This is a genomic window from Bradyrhizobium sp. dw_411 (assembly GCF_018449695.1).
Taxonomy (GTDB): Bacteria; Pseudomonadota; Alphaproteobacteria; order Rhizobiales; family Xanthobacteraceae; genus Bradyrhizobium.
Map to the genome: position 1 here is coordinate 1 of NZ_JAAVUY010000003.1, position 17,544 is coordinate 17,544.

The following is a 17,544-nucleotide window of genomic DNA, read 5'->3' on the forward strand; positions in this document are numbered from 1 at the left end:
GCTGCAAATTTCCATGGTTCGAGACGCGCGAAGACGCGCTCCTCACCATGAGGTCTGCGATTAACTAAATCGCATCCCAGTTGAAAATATCCGCCGAGCGGTCGAGCTTGTAGAACGACGATTTCAATGCAGGCATGCCGTGCTCGGCGAGGCTCTGCGTCGTCCAGCCTTCGGCGCGATGGATCGAGCGCAATGGCCGCGACTGGCTCATCAGGAAAATCTCGTTCATGCGCACTGCAAAGATCTGTCCGGTCACGTCCTTGGCGGCGTCGCTGAGCAGGAATGCACAGACCGGCGCGATCTTTTCCGGTCCCATCTGCTGAAGTTTCGCGACGCGCGCCTTCTCGGCCTCGGTTTCGGTCGGGATGGTCCCGATCATCCGGCTCCAGGCGAACGGCGAGACGCAATTGGAACGCACATTGAAGCGCTCCATGTCGAGCGCGATCGATTTCGACAGTCCGACAATGCCGAGCTTGGCCGCGGCGTAATTGGCCTGGCCGAAATTGCCGACCAGACCCGAGGTCGAGGTGAAGTGCACGAACGCGCCGCTTTCCTGCTCGCGGAATAATCTCGCGGCGGCATGCGAAACGTAGAACGAGCCCATCAGATGCACCTTGATGACGGACTCGAACGCGTCGATGCTCATGCGATGGAAGATCGCATCGCGCAGGATGCCGGCATTGTTGACCACGCCGTCGAGCTTGCCGTAGCTGTCGATGGCGGTCTTGACGATCTTGCTGGCGGGAATCGCCTCGGCAACGGTCTCGAAATTTGCGACCGCGCTCCCGCCGCGTTTCTTGATTTCCTCGACCACTTCATCTGCCGGCGCAGCACTGGTTCCCGATCCGTCCGCGGCGACGCCGGGATCGTTGACCACGACCTTGGCGCCCTCGGCCGCGCATAACAGCGCGATTTCGCGCCCGATGCCGCGCCCGGCGCCGGTCACGATGATCACTTTGTCCTGGAGTGATTTGGTCATGAAAGCCTCCTGTCTGTTCCGTCATTCCGGGATGGTGCGTAGCACCAGACCCGGAATCTCGAGATTCCGGGTTCGCGCTTTCGCGCGCCCCGGAATGACGAAAGTCTTAGTGGTGACATTGGATGGTCCAGCGTCAACGGTCCAGCCGGCCCGCTGCATGCGGCGTATTCCGGCCCGCGCACAATGGATGAGGCCGGAGTGCTTGTATCCCGGCGACCGCCCGCGCTATTGTCCGCCGGAACGAAAAAAATACCGGGAGGATTTTATGCTGAGGATGACGGGCGCGCTGGTGCTTGCGGGCGTGACATTGGCCACACAGGCCTTTGCCGCGGATGCGCCGGCGGAGATCAAGATCGGCACGCTCTATGCGTCATCCGGCCGCTATGCGTCGATTTCGATGCCGGTTTTCAGCGCGCTCAAGCTCTGGGCCGACCAGAAAAATGCCGAGGGCGGCGCCTATGTGAAGGCGTTCGACAAGAAAATTCCGGTCAAGCTCATCGCCTATGACGACCAGAGCAACACCGCGACCGCTTCAACGCTCTATAATCAGTTGATCACGCAGGACAAGGTCGATCTCCTGGTCGCGGATTCCGGCTCGGTCCTGACCGCTCCCGCGGTCGCCATCGCGCGCGACCGCAAGGTTTTCCTGTTCGATCAGACCGGAACCGGCGCCAGCTTTTTTTCCAAGGACAACCCTTACATCGCGCTGATGGCGGACCCGGTCTCGACGATCTGGCCGAAGCCGGTTGCGGATTTCGTGTCGCATGACGGGCCGGGGCTTGGGATCAAGAAGATTGCGATTCTCTACTCGACCAACGAATTCACCGGTACCCAGGCGAACGCGTTCCGCAAATTCGTCAAGGATTCCGGCGCGCCGATCGAGATCGTCTACGATCAGGGCATTCCGACCGAGACCACGAACTACACCGTCATCATCAATAACATCAACAATACGCAGCCGGACGCGGTGATCCATTTCGGCTATGCGCCGAACGACATCGCATTCCTGCGCAATGTCGCGGATGTCGGCGTCAAATTCAAAATGCTGTTTTGCATTTATGCCGGCCTTGAGACCGAGCTTCTGGAAAAAAATGTCGGCGAAAAAGGCCTTGAGCACGTCTTTACCTATGTGCCGCCCTCCGAGATCGAATATCCGGTCAATTTCGGCATGACCATGAAGGAATACAAAGCCGCCTGGGAGAAGAAATACCCCGACGGCAAGATCGAATTCGGCTTCAATGCCGTAGCCGGCTACACCACAGGACTGGTGATCGAGAAGACGCTGTCGGTCGCGACCAGCCTCGATCAGCTTGAGCTGCGCCGCGCCGTATTCAGCCTGTCTGGCGAACTCAAGACGCTCGACGGGACCTTCGCGCTCGATGAGATGGGCGGCCAGATCGGCGAGTTGACGCCGCTCGGGCAACTCGAACTCGACGATCACGGCCACATCAAGTTCATCTCGCTCTATCCGCACGAAACCGCCACGGGCAAACCGGTCTATCCGCGTCCATGAGTGAGACACAGGACGGACAACGGATGCCGGGAGTGAAGCGCCGATGATCTATGCGCTCGTCGCCGGCGTTCTGTTCGGTCTTTATTTCAGCCTGGTCGGTATCGGTCTCAATCTCGTGTTCGGCGTCATGCGCATCGTCAATCTCGCGCACGGCGACTTCCTGATGCTCGGTGCGTTCGTCGCATTCGGCGTCGTGACGATGGTCGGCATCGATCCGCTGTTTGCGGTACCGCTGGCGTTCGTGATCTTTCTGCTGGTGGGCTTGCTGCTCTATTGGGTGCTGGTGCCGCGGCTGCAGGGTTCGGTAAATCCCGAAATGCTGTCGATCATCTTGTTCTTCGGTCTGTCGCAGGTGATCGAAGCCGTGATGACGATCTTCTTCGGCACCAGCGAACGCTCGATCCAGAGCAGGGCGCTCGGCACGGTATTCTCGACCATCAAAGTCAAACTGTTCGGCGGCAAGCCGGATAGCGGTGGGCCGATCCAGATCTTCGGCCAGGGATTTCCGGCCTCATGGGTGATCGCCGCGATCACCAGCCTGATCGCCATCGCGCTGGTCTATCTCTATCTCTATCGTACCCGGCTCGGCACATTGACCCGCGCGGTGATGTCGCGACGCGATGAAGCCTTTGCGACCGGTATCGATGTCGATCGCGTCTCCGCGGCAGCCTTTGGCGTCGGGCTGGGGCTTGCGGCGGTGGCCGGTATCTTCGCGCCCTTCATGTTCGGATCGGTGACGCCGGCTTTCGGCGCCGATGCGACAGTGACGTCGTTTGCCATCGTGGTGCTGGGATCGCTCGGCAATCCCTTGGGTACTGCGCTCGGCGGCGTGGTTTACGGCGTCTGCTACATGCTGGTGCAGACTTATCTGAGTTCATGGGCCGATCTGTTGCCGTATGTCCTCCTGATCTTCATCCTGCTGCTGCGCCCGAGCGGTCTGCTGGGAAGGCGGGTGCGCGTTGCCTAGCTCCTTCAAACACACGCTGTTCATCGTTCTGCTGCTACTCGCCGTATTTGCGGTGCTGCCGGGCGTCTATCAAAACCACCTGCTGCTGTTCAATTTTGTGATCTTCCTGATCCTCGCCCAGGGCGTGAACATCATCTACGGCTTCACGGGTTATCTGCCGTTTGGCTATGTCGGCTTCTTCGGTGCCGGAGCCTATGGTTTTGCGATCATGGTGATGCACTTTCAGGCGCCTGCCGCGCTTGCGGTGATCGTAGGCGGACTGGTCGGCGTCGCACTTGGGCTGTTGCTGACGCCACTGCTGCGTCTGTCCGGCGCCTATTTCGCGATCGCCAACCTCGCGGCCTCGCTCGCGGTGCTTCACTTCGTGGCCAATCCGGCGCTGGAGAATATCACGCGCGGGCCATACGGCGTCTCGCTGACCGGGACCTTCAATCCGACGCTGGCCTATGCCGCAGCCCTCGTCGTGCTGGCGTTGACGCTGGGTGCGGTCGTGTATCTGAAAAACTCCCGCTTCGGCCTTGCGTTGCAGGCGGTGCGGGAAGACGCGGTCAGCGCGTCGATGGCCGGCGTCGACGTGGTGCGGATGCGCGTGATCGCGTGGCTGGCTTCGGCGCTGGTGGCTGGTCTCGCCGGTGGCGTTTACGCCTGGTACCTGTCGGTGTTCTATCCCGACAATGTGTTCAGCGGCGATTTCTCGATCTTCGCAATTGTTTTTGCGCTGTTTGGCGGCGTCGCCACGATCTGCGGCCCGATCGTCGGCGTCATCATTCTTTATGGCATCTACAATCTGATCGGCTTCACCACCCCGCAATATTTTCAGTTGATCTATGGACTGTTGATCATGGGGCTGGTGCTGTTTCTTCCCGCGGGCCTGGTGTCGCTCGCAACGCGCAGGGGTTGGCATGTCCCCTGACAGCGCGCCCATTCTCAACGTCTCGAAACTGGTCAAGCGCTTCGGCGGCTTTCATGCGCTCGATGGATTGAGCTTTCATGTCTTGTCCGGCGAAATCCTGGGGCTGGTCGGTCCCAACGGCTCCGGCAAAACTACCGCAATCAACGTGATCTCAGGTCTCTACGCGCCTGACGGTGGCGAGGTTGTGCTCGATGGCGTCTCGATCGGTGGGGTGGCGTCGCACAAACTGGTTCATCGCGGCGTCAACCGCACTTTCCAGGTTCCGAAACCTTTTCTGTCGCTGACGGTGCGCCAGAATATCGAGGTTGCGCTGGCCTATGGACGCGCTGTGGGAACGCCGCCCGAAATGGCTGCGCTGCTCGAGCAGTATCGGCTGACGGAGGTCGCCGACCGGCCGGCGGCCGACCTGAACAACGCGCAGCAGAAGATGCTCGATCTGGTTCGCGCGCTCGCCACCCGTCCGCGGCTGTTGCTGCTGGATGAACTCGCAGCGGGGCTCAATCCGACGGAGCTCGACTGGATCGCCGGGCATATCAAGGCGCTGGCGCAGAGTGGCACCGCGATCATCGTGGTCGAGCATCTGATGGGCTTCATCGAACAGATCACCGATCGCGTCATTGTCATGAATGCCGGCAAGGAGATTTTCGAAGGCAAGCTCGCGGTCGCCGTGCGGGTGCCGCAGGTCATCGAAGTGTTCTTGGGAGGCGAACATGCCGCCTGAAGACGCGCCGCTGCTGAAAGCCAGTGCTGTCGATGCCGGCTATGGCACCATGCAGGTGCTGTGGGGTGTCGATCTCGATGTGCGCGCTGGCGAGACGGTCTTGTTGCTCGGCGCCAACGGCGCCGGCAAAACCACCTTTCTCAAATCGCTTGTGGGCCTGATCGAGGCGCGGCAGGGCAGCATCAAGCTCGGCGAGAACGACCTGACGCGGATGCGGTCCAGCGACCGGATGAAGCTCGGCATGACCTATATGTCGGAACTCGCGGTTTTTCCGGATCTGTCGATCGAGGAAAATATCCGGGTCGGCGCGCAGGCGCTGGGGCATGCCGATCCCGGCGCCCGCGTCGAGGAAATGTACGGCGTATTTCCGGCACTGCGCGAAAAACGCCGGGCGCCGGCGTCCAGCCTCTCCGGCGGCCAGCGCAAGATGCTGGGTATCGCCAAAGCGCTTGCCGCCGAACCGCGGCTGTTGGTGATGGATGAACCCTCGGCCGGGCTGTCGCCGCTGTTCGTCAAGGAGGTTATTCGCATCCTGAGCGACTTACGCGGCAAGGGACTGGCGCTTTTAATTGCCGAGCAGAACATCGGCTTTCTCGAAGTGGCGACGCGGGTATTCGTGCTGGAGGGCGGACGTATCAGGTTTTCCGGCACGGTCGCCGAGATGACCGACAACGAGGCGCTGCGGCGCGCTTATTTCGGACTGAAGTGATGCGGACGATCAGGATTGGATCCGGCGCGGGCTATTCGGGCGATCGCATCGAGCCCGCGGTCGAACTCGCCGAAAAGGGCGACATCCAATATCTGGTGTTTGAATGCCTCGGCGAGCGCACCGTCGCGCTGGCGCAGCAGGCGCGAATGAAAAATCCCGATGCCGGCTTCGATCCGCTGCTCGAAGATCGGATGCGCGCGGTACTGCCGATTTGTGCCGCCAAGGGCATCAAGATCGTGACCAATATGGGGGCGGCTCACCCGGTCGCGGCGGCCCGCAAGACCGCGGAGATCGCGAAGTCGCTTGGATTGTCTTCGCTCAAGATCGCCGCTGTTGTCGGCGACGATGTGCTCGAGGCCTGCCGGGACGGCGATCTCAAAATCATGGAGTTCGACGGCTCGATCAGGCAGCTCGGCAACCGGCTATTGTCCGCCAATGCCTATCTAGGCGCCGAGCCGATGGCGGAGGCGCTGACTAGGGGCGCCGATATCGTGATCACCGGGCGCGCTTCCGATCCCGCGCTGTTTCTGGCGCCGATGATTCACGCGTTCGGCTGGGCAATGGACGACTGGAATTTGCTGGGGCAGGGCACTGTCGCAGGGCATTTGCTGGAATGCGCCGGGCAGATCACCGGCGGCTATTTCGCCGATCCCGGCTACAAGGATGTTGCCGATCTGGCGCGGCTCGGTTTTCCCATCGGCGAAGTCGGGGAGGATGGCAGCCTCGTAATCACCAAGGTGGCCGGCTCCGGCGGTGCAGTGACGGCGCAGACCTGCAAGGAGCAATTGCTCTATGAGGTGCACGATCCCGAGCGCTATATCCAGCCCGACGTGGTCGCGGATTTTTCACACGTCAAGGTCGAGGAAATCGGCCGGGATCGTGTGCGGGTCAGCGGCGGGCGCGGCACGCAGCGTACCGATACGCTGAAAGTCTCGGTCGGCTATGTCGACAGCTATATCGGCGAGGGCCAGATTTCCTATGCCGGTCCCGGCGCGCTGGCGCGCGGACGGCTGGCGCTGGAGATTGTCCGCGAACGGTTAAAGCTGACCAATGTGGCCGCCAGCGAGCTGCGCTTCGAATTGGTCGGTGTCGACGCGCTGCATGGCGCGGAAGTCTCCGCCCATGCGAATGAGCCTTACGAAGTGCGCGTCCGCGTCGCCGGTCGCACTGAAAATCTGCGCGAAGCGGTTCGAATCGGCAACGAAGTCGAAACGCTCTACACCAACGGCCCCGCCGCCGGCGGTGGCGCCTTCAAATCGGCCCGCGATGTCGTCGCAGTGGCCTCGGTCCTGCTGCCGCGCGAACTCGCCCGGCCGCATGTCCGCTTTGTAGGGGCGTGACGCGATGAAACTGCGCGAGATCGCCCATTCCCGCACCGGCGACAAGGGCGATACCTCCAATATCTCTGTTATCGCCTACGACGAAAAGCATTACCCGCTGCTGCTTGAACAAGTGACCAGCGCGCGGGTCAGGCAACACTTTGCCGGTGTTGTCGAGGGCGAGGTTGTCCGCTATGAGCTGCCCCATATCGCGGCGCTGAATTTCGTGATGATCGGCGCGCTCGGCGGCGGTGTGACGCGGTCGCTGGCGCTCGATGCCCACGGCAAATCGCTGAGTTCGGCGCTGCTCGATCTGGAAATCGACGCGGATTAATCGAGGCGAGAATACCATGAAGAACAAGCCGACGCTTGCCACACTGGCCGACGATCTCGCACACGGCCGCACCAGCGCCCGCAAGCTGGTCGACGAATGCATCGCCCGGATCGCCGATCCCGCGGGCGAGGGCATCCGGGCCTTCATGCATGTCGATCGCGAAGCGGCGATTGCCGCGGCGGAAGCGATGGACCATTTGCGGGCCGCCAAGGCTGCGCCGTCGCCGTATGCCGGTATTCCCGTCTCGATCAAGGATCTGTTCGACATCAAGGGGCAGGTAACCCGCGCCGGCTCGCGCGCGCTTGAGGACTCAGCCCCGGCGGAGGCTGATGCGACGGCTGTCGCGCGGTTGCGCCGTGCCGGCTTCGTCGTGATCGGCCGCACCAACATGACCGAGTTCGCCTATTCCGGCATCGGCATCAACCCGCATTACGGCACGCCGAAAAGCGCTTGGCAGCGCAGCGTCGGTCACGTGCCCGGCGGATCGTCGTCGGGCGCGGCGGTATCGATCGCCGACGGCATGGCCTATGGCGCGCTCGGCACCGATACCGGCGGCTCGTGCCGGATCCCGGCCGCCTATAACGGCATCGTCGGTTTCAAGCCGACGCAGCGTCGCGTGCCGCTCGATGGCGGGGTGCCGCTGTCGTTTACGCTGGATAGTTTTGGGCCGCTCGCGAATTCAGTTGGTTGTTGCGCAGTCCTCGATGCCGTACTGGCCGACGAGCCGGTGCGGCCGCTGCAGCCGCGCTCCATCAAGGGCATGCGGCTGGCGGTGCCGACTACCGTCGCTCTCGACGAACTCGAGGACGAAGTGGCGCGCACCTTTGAGCGCGCGCTGGAGACGCTTTCCCACCAGGGCGCGCTGATCGAGCGGATTGCCGTGCCGGAATTCCTCGATGTCGGGGTGATGAACGCCAAGGGCGGCTTTGCGGCTTCGGAGAGCTACGCCTGGCATCGCTATCTCCTCACCAGCAAGGGCGACGTCTACGATCCCCGCGTCTCCAGCCGGATCCTGCGCGGCGAAAGCCTCAGCGCCGCGGACTATATCGATCTGCTCAACGCGCGCCGGTCTTTGATCGCCCGCACCACGACACGTCTCGCGCCATATGATGCGCTGGTCATGCCGACGACCGCCATCACGCCGCCGCGCATTGCCGACCTCGCCGACGACAAGGCCTTTGCCAAGGCGAATTTGTTATCGCTGCGCAATTGCACGCTGATCAACATGATTGACGGCTGCGCAATTTCACTGCCCGCGCATCGCGAGGGCGAAGCCCCGGTCGGCTTGATGCTCGCGGCGTCCGGCGGATCGGATCGCCGTATATTTGAACTTGCGGCCGGAATGGAGGATGTCATCCGTGTTTGATCTTACTTTCACAGTCGAGGCCCAGGGCACGACCACGCCGTTGACGCTGGCGATCGATCAGGCCGTCATCGCCGGCTGGACCGGTCGCGATCCCGTCGCGCGCGACAAGCACATCGCCGAACTCGAGGCGATCGGCATCGCGCGGCCGGCGTCGACGCCGATCTATTACCGCGTTTCCGCGCGGCGGCTCGTCATCACCGACAGCATCGAATGCAGCGGCGGCGATTCCAGCGGCGAGGTCGAATTCGTGCTGATCGGCTGGCAGGGCCGGACCTTTGTCGGCGTCGGTTCCGATCATACCGACCGCAAGGTCGAGGCCTACGGCGTCACGGTATCGAAGCAGATGTGCGACAAGCCCGTCGCGTCCGTGCTGTGGGAACTCGAGGACGTCATCGGTCATTGGGACCAGATGATCCTGCGTTCATTCGCCTGGATCGACGGCAAGCGCGTGCTGTATCAGGAAGGTAAACTCGACGGCATGCTGCCGGTTGCCGACCTCATCAAGCGTGGCTTCGGCGACAAGGGGCTGCCGGATGGTTGCGCCATGTTCGGCGGCACCTTTGCGGCCAAGGGCGGCATCCGCCCCGCCAGCCGGTTCGAATATGAGCTCGAGGATCCGGTTCTCAAGCGCGTCATTCGCGGTGCTTATGATGTGGTTGAAATGCCGGTGTTGGGGTAGGTCGTGGATCTTTCCGTCATTCCGGGATGGTGCGTTAGCACCAGACCCGGAATCTCGGGATTCCGGGTTCGATGCTTCGCATCGCCCCGGAATGACGGGTGATGGTGACTTCCCGGAAATCGGGTGGCGCCGGATGCGCCGATTTGCGAAATTGGCGCCATGAAAACCGCCGCCAGCAAAACCATCCACTCCGCACCTGAATCCGGCATCGCCGCCCGCGTCGAGGCCATCGATTGGCCGCAGGCCAGCCGCGATCTCGATGCGTATGGCTGCACCGTCCTCAAGAGCCTGCTCACCGTCGACGAATGCCGTGCGCTCTCAGCGCTTTACCCTGACGACGCTCACTTTCGCAGCCGGGTGGTGATGGGACGCCACGGCTTTGGGCGTGGCGAATACAAATATTTTTCCTATCCGCTGCCCGAACTGATCGCGGAGTTGCGTCCGGCGCTGTATGCGCAGTTGCACGGCGTCGCCAACCGTTGGAACGAGGCGATGGGGATCGATATCCGGTATCCCGAGAAGCACGCGGCTTTTCTGGAACGCTGCCGGACAGGCGAGGCCGACGCCGTTGCTGCTGCAATATGACGCCGGCGACTACAATTGCCTGCATCAGGACCTCTATGGCGAACACGTGTTCCCGTTGCAGGTCGCGATCCTGTTGTCGGAGCCGGGCCGCGATTTCACCGGCGGCGAGTTCGTGCTGACCGAACAACGCCCGCGCATGCAGTCACGGCCGGAAGTGGTGCCGCTGGCGCAAGGCGATGCGGTGGCTTTTGCTGTGCATGTCAGGCCGGTGCAGGGGACGCGCGGATCTTATCGCGTTAACCTGCGCCACGGCGTCAGCCGGATCCGTTCCGGCCATCGCCATACGGTTGGTGTGATCTTTCACGACGCGAAGTGAGTGCTAGTGCCTTGACGGCGGATTTATTTGCTGGCGTTCCCGATGTGCGGCCTCCGCAGGAATCAATCGCGGAGGGCGCCGTATTGTTGCGCGGTTTCGCGCTTTCGTTTGGGGATGACCTGATCGCGGCGCTGCGCGATATCGTGACGCAGGCGCCGTTCCGGCGCATGCATACGCCGGGCGGCCATCAGATGTCGGTCGCGATGACCAATTGCGGCAGTTTTGGCTGGGTCACCGATCGCACCGGCTATCGCTACGATCCCAACGATCCCGAAACGGCAAAGCCGTGGCCACCGATGCCGCCGTCGTTTCGTGCACTGGCCGGGCAGGCGGCCGCGGAGATCGGCTTTGGCGGATTTGCACCGGAAGTCTGTTTGATCAACCGCTACGTGCCGGGCGCGCGGATGTCGCTGCATCAGGACAAGGACGAACTTGATCTGGGTGCGCCGATCGTTTCGGTCTCGCTGGGCCTGCCCGCGATCTTCCTGTTCGGCGGCATGAAGCGCAGCGACAAGACGCAGCGGTTTCGGCTGGAGCATGGCGATGTCGCGGTATGGGGCGGCCCCGCGCGGCTGGCCTTTCACGGCGTCGCGCCGCTCGCCGATGGCGAGCATCCATTGATGGGCCGTCAGCGCATCAATCTCACCTTCCGCAAGGCGCGCTAGTCCAATGAGATATTACGGTTTCGCGGGGTGAATGAACGCCCACGGGCTGATCTCGGAATCCCTGGGCACTTCGATGGCGATGACGTAGGGACCGCCATGCGCCAGCGCCTTTTCCAATACCGGACGGAATCCTTCGGGTGAAGTCACCCGCGCCGCGCCGACGCCGAATGATTCCGCGAGCTTGACGAAATCCGGATTGACCAGGTCGGATGCCACCACGCGGCCGCCGAAGCGTTCGCGCTGGTCGCGCCGCACATTGCCATAGGCATTGTTGTTGAACACCAGCGTGACCACGCCGATATTGAATTGCACTGCGGTCGCCAGTTCCTGCACGCCGAACATGAAGCCGCCATCGCCTGTGATCGCGACCACCGGCCGGTCTGGATGCGCGATCTTGGCGCCGAGTGCAGTGGGAAAGCCCGAGCCGAGCGTGCCCTGATAGCCCGAGGAAATGAAGGTGCGCGGCTCGTAGATCGGAAAACCGTACCAAGAGGCAAAGCCGACCTGCGACAATTCATCTGTCACGATCGCGTTTGCCGGCAGCACCTCGCGCAGGATATTCAGGTAAGCCATCTGCGGCTGAATCCGCTGAATCTCTTTCACCGCCATCGCCGAAGCGTCGCGGATCGCGGCCCGGCGACCGTGCGTTTTGGTGTAGCCATTTTTCCTGACCGCTGCGAGCAATTCGATGGTGCCGGCCTTTGCGTCCGAAATCACGGCGGCATCCGGCGCATAACGTCGCATTTCCGATGGGTCGATATCGATACGAATGGATTTCAGCCCGTCGGGCCGAAACGGCCAACGCGATATTGTCGGCAATTCCAGCCGCGTTCCAATGCCGATCATCAGATCGGTCTGTGGCCACAGCTTGTAAGCCGCCGCCATCGTCAATCCCAGTTCATGCGCATTGCTGACGATGCCGCGCCCGCTGCGGAATGCCACCACGGGCGCGTCGATCAGTTCGGCCAGTTCCAGAATTTCATCGCGCGCGTGGATCGCACCGCTGCCGACAAAGATCATCGGCGTCTTGCTGCCGGCGATCAAACCGGCGGCCGCCTTGACGCGCTCGGTATCGGGCAGCGGGGCGGGAAACAGATCGAACGGTTTTGCAGGCGCGGTTTCGGCAGCTTGCGTAAATACATCCCAGGGCATTTCCAACGACACCGGACCGCGCCGCCCCGACAGCATTTCCTGGAACGCGCGCGACACCAGCGCGGGCGCGGCGTCGGGATATTCGATCCGTTCCGCCCATTTCACGAAAGTTCTGAGCGTGGCGAGTTGATCGGGCATTTCGTGCAGATGGCCGCGGCCCTTGCCCAAAAATTCGGTCGGCACCTGTCCGGTCAGGCACAGCACCGGCTCGTTCGATCCATAAGCTGTCAGAAGCGCTGCACCGGCGTTGAGGACACCGGGGCCCGGCACCACGCTGAACACGCCGGGCCTGCCGGTGGATCGCGCATAACCATAGGCCATGTAACCGCAGGCCTGCTCATGCCGCGCGCCGATGACTTTCAACTGCGCCTGATGAAACGCGTCGAACAGGCCGTAAATCTGCGCGCCGGGCAGGCCGAACACGGTATCGACGCCATGCGCGACCAGGCCGCTGACGATGGCTTCGCCGCCGGTGCTCAAGGTCATTGTCGTGTCCAATCGCTTGCGGGCATCACAGTGCCTCGTCGATCACGCCATTGCGCAGCACGCCGATGCCGTCGGCTTCGACCTCGACGACGTCGCCGGGCTTGAGGTAGCGCGGTGGATCGAACCGCGCGCCGGCGCCTGTCGGCGTTCCCGTGACGATGACGTCGCCGGGCACCAGTGTCGTGAAGGTTGAGATGTAATGGATCAGGTAACGAAAGCCGAAGATCAGCCGGCCGGTGCGATCGTCCTGCCGCGTCTCGCCGTTGACCCGCGTCGTCAACCTGATGTCCGCGATTTGGGATTCGCTCGCGTAGGGAACAAGCCATGGGCCGAGACTACCGGTGGCGTCGAAATTCTTGCCCTGGGTGACATTGAACTTGGCGTGCCGGACCCAGTCGCGGATGGTGCCTTCGTTGCACAGCGTGATCGCGGCGATGTGATCCAGCGCCGCGCTTTCCGGGATATGCCGGCCGGCTTTTCCGATCACCAGAACCACTTCACCCTCATAGTCGAGCTGCGGTGAAGCCCGCGGGCGAACCAGCGGCGAGTTGTGGCCGACAAAGGAGCGCGGCGTGCGCATGAACATGCTCGGATATTTCGGTGCGTCCTGGCCATCCTTGTATTCAGCATTGCGGTCCGGATAGTTCACGCCGATGCAGATGATTTTTTCAGGCGCCGGAATGGGTGGGAGCCAGGTGACCCCGTCGAGGGCATGGTCCGGCGCATGTTTTGCGGCTTCGTTGGCGAGCTTCTGCAGCGCACCGGCGGCGATCACTTCGCGCAGCGTCGGATAATCCCTGCCGGAGCGCGCGGACAGATCGACCACACCGCCGTCAGTCACGGCGCCGTATCTGGTCGATCCGTTGAAGACGTAAGTCGCGAGTCGGGAAGCGGGCATTGGATGTCCAATATATCTCTCGAATTTACTAACCGGGGTTCAAACCCATCTTCCTGATCACGGCGGTGGCCGCTGGACTGGTCAGATAATCGATGAATGCTTTGGCGGCAGCGGCTTCTTTGGTATCGGCCGCGACAGCCGCGGTGAAAACCAGCTCCTGCTGCAACTCGGCGGGGAATGGGCCGGCGATTTCGACCCCGGGGGCCATCAAGACATTGACCAGAAACACCCCGAGCTCGGCATCGCCCTTGGCAACAGCTTCCGCGATCTGTCCCGTGGTGGCCTGCGGTTTGGTCTTGGTTTTCATCGCCTCGGCAATACCAAGGCGCTCGAACACGCCGGTGACATAGGCGCCGGCCGCGCTCGTCGGCAGATTCGCGATCGATTGCGCGCCGAGCAACGTCTTTTTCAGCGCGTCGGGCGTGCTGACATCCGGCTTGGGCGCGCCGGCGCGCACGGCGACGCCATAGCCGACATGGGCGATATCGATGGTCGGCAGCACGAAGCGGGCCTTTGCGGCAGCGTCTTTAAAAACGTCGATGGGTACGACACCGAGATCAAACGGGGCGCCCGTCGCCAGCTTGATCAGATTGGGGGTGGAATCGAAGTGAATAACGAGCTTATGGCCGGAGATACGCTCGAATTGGGGCGCGAGCTCGTTCAGCACGGTGGTCATCGAGCCGCCCGCCAATACCTTGAGTTCAGCGGCGTGAAGTGCAGCAACAGGTACCGAGACCAGCGCCAGAATCGAAATCGTTGCGATGAAAGAAAGTTTTTTCATGAAATGTCCTAGTCCGCGATCGTCACATTAGCAACAAAGCGCGGCTCGCGAACCGCCTGGCCGGTAAACGGCGATCCCTGCTCGAACCAGGAGCGCGGCGCCGATGCGCCCCACAGCGTCTGCCGCCGCGGATCGTTCAGCGACCAGCGCATCGGTTCATGGTCGTGATCTCCGGTGAAGTAATCGCTGGTGTAGAGTTCGAGGCGATGGCCGTCGGGATCGCGAATGTAGAGAAAAAACGCATTGGAAATGCCGTGGCGGCCGGGCCCGCGTTCGATGTTCTTGACGAACCCACTCGAGGCCATCACGTCGCACAGATGCAGGATGTTCATCGCGGTCGGCACCCAATAAGCAAAATGGTGCAGGCGAGGTCCCCGGCCGTTGGTGATGGCGAAATCATGCACATTGCCCTTGCGATGCATCCATGCCGCGGCGATGCGCCCGTCGGGCCCGTCTTCCTCGGCATATTCGGTCAGCCGGAAGCCGAGCCGCGCATAGAAGTCTACAGTGTCCTGCACCTCGGCGGCGAACACATTGAAGTGGTCGAGCCGCTGCGGGTGGCAGCCCTTGTAGAGGTCGTAGCGGCGCAGCAGATGCGGACGGCGGTCCATCGATGCGTAAAGCTCGATCTGAAAGCCCTGGGGATCGGTGAATTGCAGCGTGCGGCCTTGGAACGCTTGTTCGGCGAAGGCATAGGTAATGCCGTTTTCTGAAAAGAACGCGGCGGCCTTGTCGAGATCGCTTTCATTGCCGACCTTGAAGCCCAGCCGGTTGCAGGCCGCAGTGGCGGCCTTGCGCAGCACCAGCGAGTGATGCTGATGCTCCTCGCTGCCGCGCAGATACACGGTGCGTTCGTCGCGGTCCTCGACATGCAGGCCGACCGCGTTTTCGTAGAATTTGCCGCTGGCGTTGAGGTCCACCACATCAAGCACGGCATGGCTGCACCTGATGATGTTGAAGGGCGGATCGAAGATATGTGTCGGCACGGGCATGCGGTTTGTCCCAGTTCCCAGTTCGTTCAGTCCTCATGGTGAGGAGGCGCTGCTTAGCGCCGTCTCGAACCATGAGTTTGCGGCCCATCCTTCGAGACGCGGCCTGTCGGCCGCTCTTCAGGATGAGGGTACTCCCAGCCGCTGAATCCTGTGCGTCCCCTTGGCCAGCGAGACGTGCTTGGTTTCCATGTAGAAGTCGAACGAGTAATCGCCGCCGTCGCGGCCGATGCCGGAAGATTTCATGCCGCCGAACGGGGTCGGCAAATGGCGGACGTTTTCGGAATTCAGCCAGATCATGCCGGCTTCGAGTGCATCGGCGACGCGCAACGCCCGGCCCATGTCCGAGGTCCAGACGTAACCAGTGAGGCCGTATTGCACGTCGTTGGCGATCTCGACGGCGTTCTTCTCATCACGGAACGGAATCACCGTCAGGAACGGGCCGAATACTTCCTCCTGAGCGATCCGCATGCCGGCGTGCGCGCCGGTCACCAGCGTTGGCTGCACGTAGTGTCCGCCGCCGGGGCCGTCATGCGTCCGGCCGCCGACGGCAATCACGGCACCATCTTTGCGCGCCACATCAAAATAGGAACAGACCTTTTCGAGATGACGCTCGTGGATCAGCGGACCGATTTCGGTCGCGGGATCGAGCGGGTGGCCCACCTTGAGCGCCTTAACGCGGGCCGTGAGTTTCTCGATGAATTTGTCCGCGATGGTTTCCTGAACCAGGAGCCGGCTCGACGAGGTGCAGCGCTCGCCATTAAGCGAGTAGATCATGAACACCACCGCATCGAGCGCGCATTCCATATCGGCGTCATCGAACACGATCACGGGATTTTTGCCGCCGAGTTCGAAATGCACGCGTTTCAAGGTGGGCGCGCCCTGCGCCATGATGGCGGAGCCGGTCGAGCTTTCGCCCACAAAGCCGATCGCCTTGATGGCGGGATGCTGGGTCAGTGCCTTGCCGGCTTCTTCGCCGATACCGTGCACGGTATTGAGCACGCCGTCGGGAACACCGGCTTGTTTCACCAGTTTCGCCAGGAGATCGGCCGTGACCGGCGACCATTCGGCGGGTTTATGAACCACGGTGCAGCCGGCCGCGAGTGCGGGCGCGATCTTCCAGGTCGACAGCATGAACGGCGTGTTCCAGGGCGTGATCACGCCGACCGGGCCGATCGGAACCCTTGTCGATACGTTCCAATGTTCGTCGCTCGGCATGTTCAGGCCGTCGCGCGCATCGGTGCATTTGTCGGCGAAGAACCGAAAGTTTTCGGCGCCGCGGATCGCGGCCTTGGCCATGAAGCGATGGGCCTGGCCGGTATCGATGCATTCTAGCACCGCAATATCGTCGGCGCGCTCTTCGATGGCGTCGGCGACACGATGCAAGAGTTTTTTGCGCATGGTCGCGGGCATGTCGCGCCAGGCCTTGAAGGCCTGCGCGGCGACCGTTGCGGCGCGGTCGATGTCTTCGGCGCCGCCGCGCGCGACCGGCGCGAGCACGGCGCTATCGATGGGCGATTTCGTCTCAAAAGTCTCGCCCGAGATCGAGGGCACGATCTCGCCACCGATCAGGTGCCCGATGCCGTCAGCCCGCAGCTTGGCAAGCAACGGCGCGGCGCGGTCGCGATTGGCCTGAAACACCTCGGATGATTTCGGCATGGCTTTATCCATTGATGACCTCCGCCTTCAGGGCGTCATGGATGTTGTTGCGCTTCCAGCTGGTTTCCTTGTCGTTGATCTGCATGTCGAACGACAGCGCAAATTTGCCGTTGGCAAACACCGGATCGAGATAGGCCGACAATGTCTTGAAGATATGTTCCCCGGCCTTTTTGCGGGTCGCGAGATCGCGTCCCTCGCCAAGCCGCAGCACCATCGCGAGAAATCCTAAATCGGCGCTTCCGTCGGCGATGGCGTAGTGTTCGCACCTGACCGCGCGAACCCGGATGCCGCCAAGCGGAAAGATGCCGCTCTCGACCGCGGCCTTGCGGACCATTTCGACAACCTTTCCCATATCGACGCGGGCATCGAGATTGCCGGAATATTCAAGGGTGAAATGCGGCATGACGGGATCACTCCAACCATTCTGCGGGACTTATCAAACGTCGTAGTGGCTGACCGGACGACACGTTCGGCGCTAAACATGTCGACTTTGCGGGTTGGCGAAAACTGATG

Annotated in this window: 17 protein-coding genes and 1 pseudogene; 11 read left to right on the forward strand and 7 right to left on the reverse strand. The window is 62.0% G+C overall.

The genetic code is table 11. The features are described from left to right. Window positions 1-64 precede the first annotated feature (64 nt). Window positions 65-979 (reverse strand): SDR family oxidoreductase, encoded by a 915-nt coding sequence (locus HB676_RS05135; protein ID WP_213736619.1) that lies wholly within the window; start codon window positions 977-979, stop codon window positions 65-67. A 265-nt stretch (window positions 980-1,244) separates the two neighbouring features. Here HB676_RS05135 and HB676_RS05140 point away from each other — a divergent pair, with 265 nt between their 5' ends. The 11 genes and pseudogenes from HB676_RS05140 (at window position 1,245) to alkB (ending at window position 11,066) form a co-directional block, all read left to right on the forward strand. Then, entirely contained in the window at window positions 1,245-2,492 is a 1,248-nt protein-coding gene (locus HB676_RS05140) for an amino acid ABC transporter substrate-binding protein (protein WP_213736620.1), read from the forward strand. A 43-nt stretch (window positions 2,493-2,535) separates the two neighbouring features. Then, window positions 2,536-3,459, forward strand: coding sequence for a branched-chain amino acid ABC transporter permease (locus tag HB676_RS05145; RefSeq protein WP_213736621.1), 924 nt, complete (start codon window positions 2,536-2,538; stop codon window positions 3,457-3,459). Then, window positions 3,452-4,372 (forward strand): branched-chain amino acid ABC transporter permease, encoded by a 921-nt coding sequence (locus tag HB676_RS05150; protein ID WP_213736622.1) that lies wholly within the window; start codon window positions 3,452-3,454, stop codon window positions 4,370-4,372. Before HB676_RS05145 ends, HB676_RS05150 begins: the two co-directional genes overlap by 8 nt. Beyond that, entirely contained in the window at window positions 4,362-5,093 is a 732-nt protein-coding gene (locus HB676_RS05155) for an ABC transporter ATP-binding protein (protein WP_213736623.1), read from the forward strand. The genes HB676_RS05150 and HB676_RS05155 overlap by 11 nt, the downstream gene beginning before the upstream one ends. After that, window positions 5,083-5,802, forward strand: a complete 720-nt coding sequence (locus HB676_RS05160) for an ABC transporter ATP-binding protein (protein ID WP_213736624.1) — start codon at window positions 5,083-5,085, stop codon at window positions 5,800-5,802. Before HB676_RS05155 ends, HB676_RS05160 begins: the two co-directional genes overlap by 11 nt. Then, window positions 5,802-7,142 (forward strand): acyclic terpene utilization AtuA family protein, encoded by a 1,341-nt coding sequence (locus HB676_RS05165; RefSeq protein ID WP_213736625.1) that lies wholly within the window; start codon window positions 5,802-5,804, stop codon window positions 7,140-7,142. Before HB676_RS05160 ends, HB676_RS05165 begins: the two co-directional genes overlap by 1 nt. A gap of 4 nt (window positions 7,143-7,146) precedes the next feature. After that, a complete protein-coding gene (locus HB676_RS05170) occupies window positions 7,147-7,455 on the forward strand; it encodes a hypothetical protein (RefSeq protein ID WP_213736626.1) in 309 nt (102 codons plus the stop codon). Window positions 7,456-7,471: 16 nt separating this feature from the next. After that, window positions 7,472-8,821, forward strand: coding sequence for an amidase (locus tag HB676_RS05175; RefSeq protein ID WP_213736627.1), 1,350 nt, complete (start codon window positions 7,472-7,474; stop codon window positions 8,819-8,821). After that, complete coding sequence (locus HB676_RS05180) at window positions 8,814-9,500, forward strand: DUF2848 family protein (protein ID WP_213736628.1); 687 nt, start codon at window positions 8,814-8,816, stop codon at window positions 9,498-9,500. Before HB676_RS05175 ends, HB676_RS05180 begins: the two co-directional genes overlap by 8 nt. Window positions 9,501-9,659: 159 nt before the next feature. After that, a pseudogene (locus HB676_RS05185) lies at window positions 9,660-10,401 on the forward strand (2OG-Fe(II) oxygenase). A gap of 11 nt (window positions 10,402-10,412) precedes the next feature. Then, window positions 10,413-11,066, forward strand: a complete 654-nt coding sequence (gene alkB, locus HB676_RS05190; RefSeq protein ID WP_213736629.1) for a DNA oxidative demethylase AlkB — start codon at window positions 10,413-10,415, stop codon at window positions 11,064-11,066. 12 nt (window positions 11,067-11,078) lie between these two features. Here the strand turns inward: alkB and HB676_RS05195 are convergent, their stop codons facing one another. The 6 genes from HB676_RS05195 to HB676_RS05220 form a co-directional block, all read right to left on the reverse strand. Next, window positions 11,079-12,704 carry a thiamine pyrophosphate-dependent enzyme gene (locus HB676_RS05195; RefSeq protein ID WP_213736630.1) on the reverse strand — a complete coding sequence of 542 codons (1,626 nt, stop codon included), beginning with the start codon at window positions 12,702-12,704 and terminating at the stop codon, window positions 11,079-11,081. A 25-nt stretch (window positions 12,705-12,729) separates the two neighbouring features. After that, complete coding sequence (locus HB676_RS05200; protein ID WP_213736631.1) at window positions 12,730-13,602, reverse strand: fumarylacetoacetate hydrolase family protein; 873 nt, start codon at window positions 13,600-13,602, stop codon at window positions 12,730-12,732. Window positions 13,603-13,630: 28 nt separating this feature from the next. Beyond that, window positions 13,631-14,383: a molybdate ABC transporter substrate-binding protein gene (gene modA, locus HB676_RS05205; RefSeq protein ID WP_213736632.1), complete on the reverse strand. Its 753-nt coding sequence runs from the start codon at window positions 14,381-14,383 to the stop codon at window positions 13,631-13,633. 8 nt (window positions 14,384-14,391) lie between these two features. Continuing rightward, on the reverse strand, window positions 14,392-15,375 hold the full coding sequence (hpaD, locus tag HB676_RS05210) for a 3,4-dihydroxyphenylacetate 2,3-dioxygenase (RefSeq protein ID WP_213736633.1): 984 nt from the start codon (window positions 15,373-15,375) through the stop codon (window positions 14,392-14,394). A gap of 117 nt (window positions 15,376-15,492) precedes the next feature. Then, window positions 15,493-17,043, reverse strand: a complete 1,551-nt coding sequence (gene hpaE, locus HB676_RS05215; protein ID WP_213736634.1) for a 5-carboxymethyl-2-hydroxymuconate semialdehyde dehydrogenase — start codon at window positions 17,041-17,043, stop codon at window positions 15,493-15,495. Further along, window positions 17,036-17,434: a 5-carboxymethyl-2-hydroxymuconate Delta-isomerase gene (locus HB676_RS05220; protein ID WP_213736635.1), complete on the reverse strand. Its 399-nt coding sequence runs from the start codon at window positions 17,432-17,434 to the stop codon at window positions 17,036-17,038. Before HB676_RS05220 ends, hpaE begins: the two co-directional genes overlap by 8 nt. Window positions 17,435-17,544 lie beyond the last annotated feature (110 nt).

Excerpts from the sequence above, each read along its gene's own strand:
- HB676_RS05165 (WP_213736625.1), top strand. The coding sequence starts at position 5,802 with ATGCGGACGATCAGGATTGGATCCGGCGCGGGCTATTCGGGCGATCGC.
- HB676_RS05135 (WP_213736619.1), bottom strand. The coding sequence starts at position 979 with ATGACCAAATCACTCCAGGACAAAGTGATCATCGTGACCGGCGCCGGG.
- HB676_RS05170 (WP_213736626.1), top strand. The coding sequence starts at position 7,147 with ATGAAACTGCGCGAGATCGCCCATTCCCGCACCGGCGACAAGGGCGAT.
- HB676_RS05200 (WP_213736631.1), bottom strand. The coding sequence starts at position 13,602 with ATGCCCGCTTCCCGACTCGCGACTTACGTCTTCAACGGATCGACCAGA.
- HB676_RS05155 (WP_213736623.1), top strand. The coding sequence starts at position 4,362 with ATGTCCCCTGACAGCGCGCCCATTCTCAACGTCTCGAAACTGGTCAAG.
- modA (WP_213736632.1), bottom strand. The coding sequence starts at position 14,383 with ATGAAAAAACTTTCTTTCATCGCAACGATTTCGATTCTGGCGCTGGTC.
- hpaE (WP_213736634.1), bottom strand. The coding sequence starts at position 17,043 with ATGGATAAAGCCATGCCGAAATCATCCGAGGTGTTTCAGGCCAATCGC.
- HB676_RS05145 (WP_213736621.1), top strand. The coding sequence starts at position 2,536 with ATGATCTATGCGCTCGTCGCCGGCGTTCTGTTCGGTCTTTATTTCAGC.
- HB676_RS05220 (WP_213736635.1), bottom strand. The coding sequence starts at position 17,434 with ATGCCGCATTTCACCCTTGAATATTCCGGCAATCTCGATGCCCGCGTC.
- HB676_RS05160 (WP_213736624.1), top strand. The coding sequence starts at position 5,083 with ATGCCGCCTGAAGACGCGCCGCTGCTGAAAGCCAGTGCTGTCGATGCC.
- hpaD (WP_213736633.1), bottom strand. The coding sequence starts at position 15,375 with ATGCCCGTGCCGACACATATCTTCGATCCGCCCTTCAACATCATCAGG.
- HB676_RS05195 (WP_213736630.1), bottom strand. The coding sequence starts at position 12,704 with ATGACCTTGAGCACCGGCGGCGAAGCCATCGTCAGCGGCCTGGTCGCG.
- HB676_RS05140 (WP_213736620.1), top strand. The coding sequence starts at position 1,245 with ATGCTGAGGATGACGGGCGCGCTGGTGCTTGCGGGCGTGACATTGGCC.
- HB676_RS05175 (WP_213736627.1), top strand. The coding sequence starts at position 7,472 with ATGAAGAACAAGCCGACGCTTGCCACACTGGCCGACGATCTCGCACAC.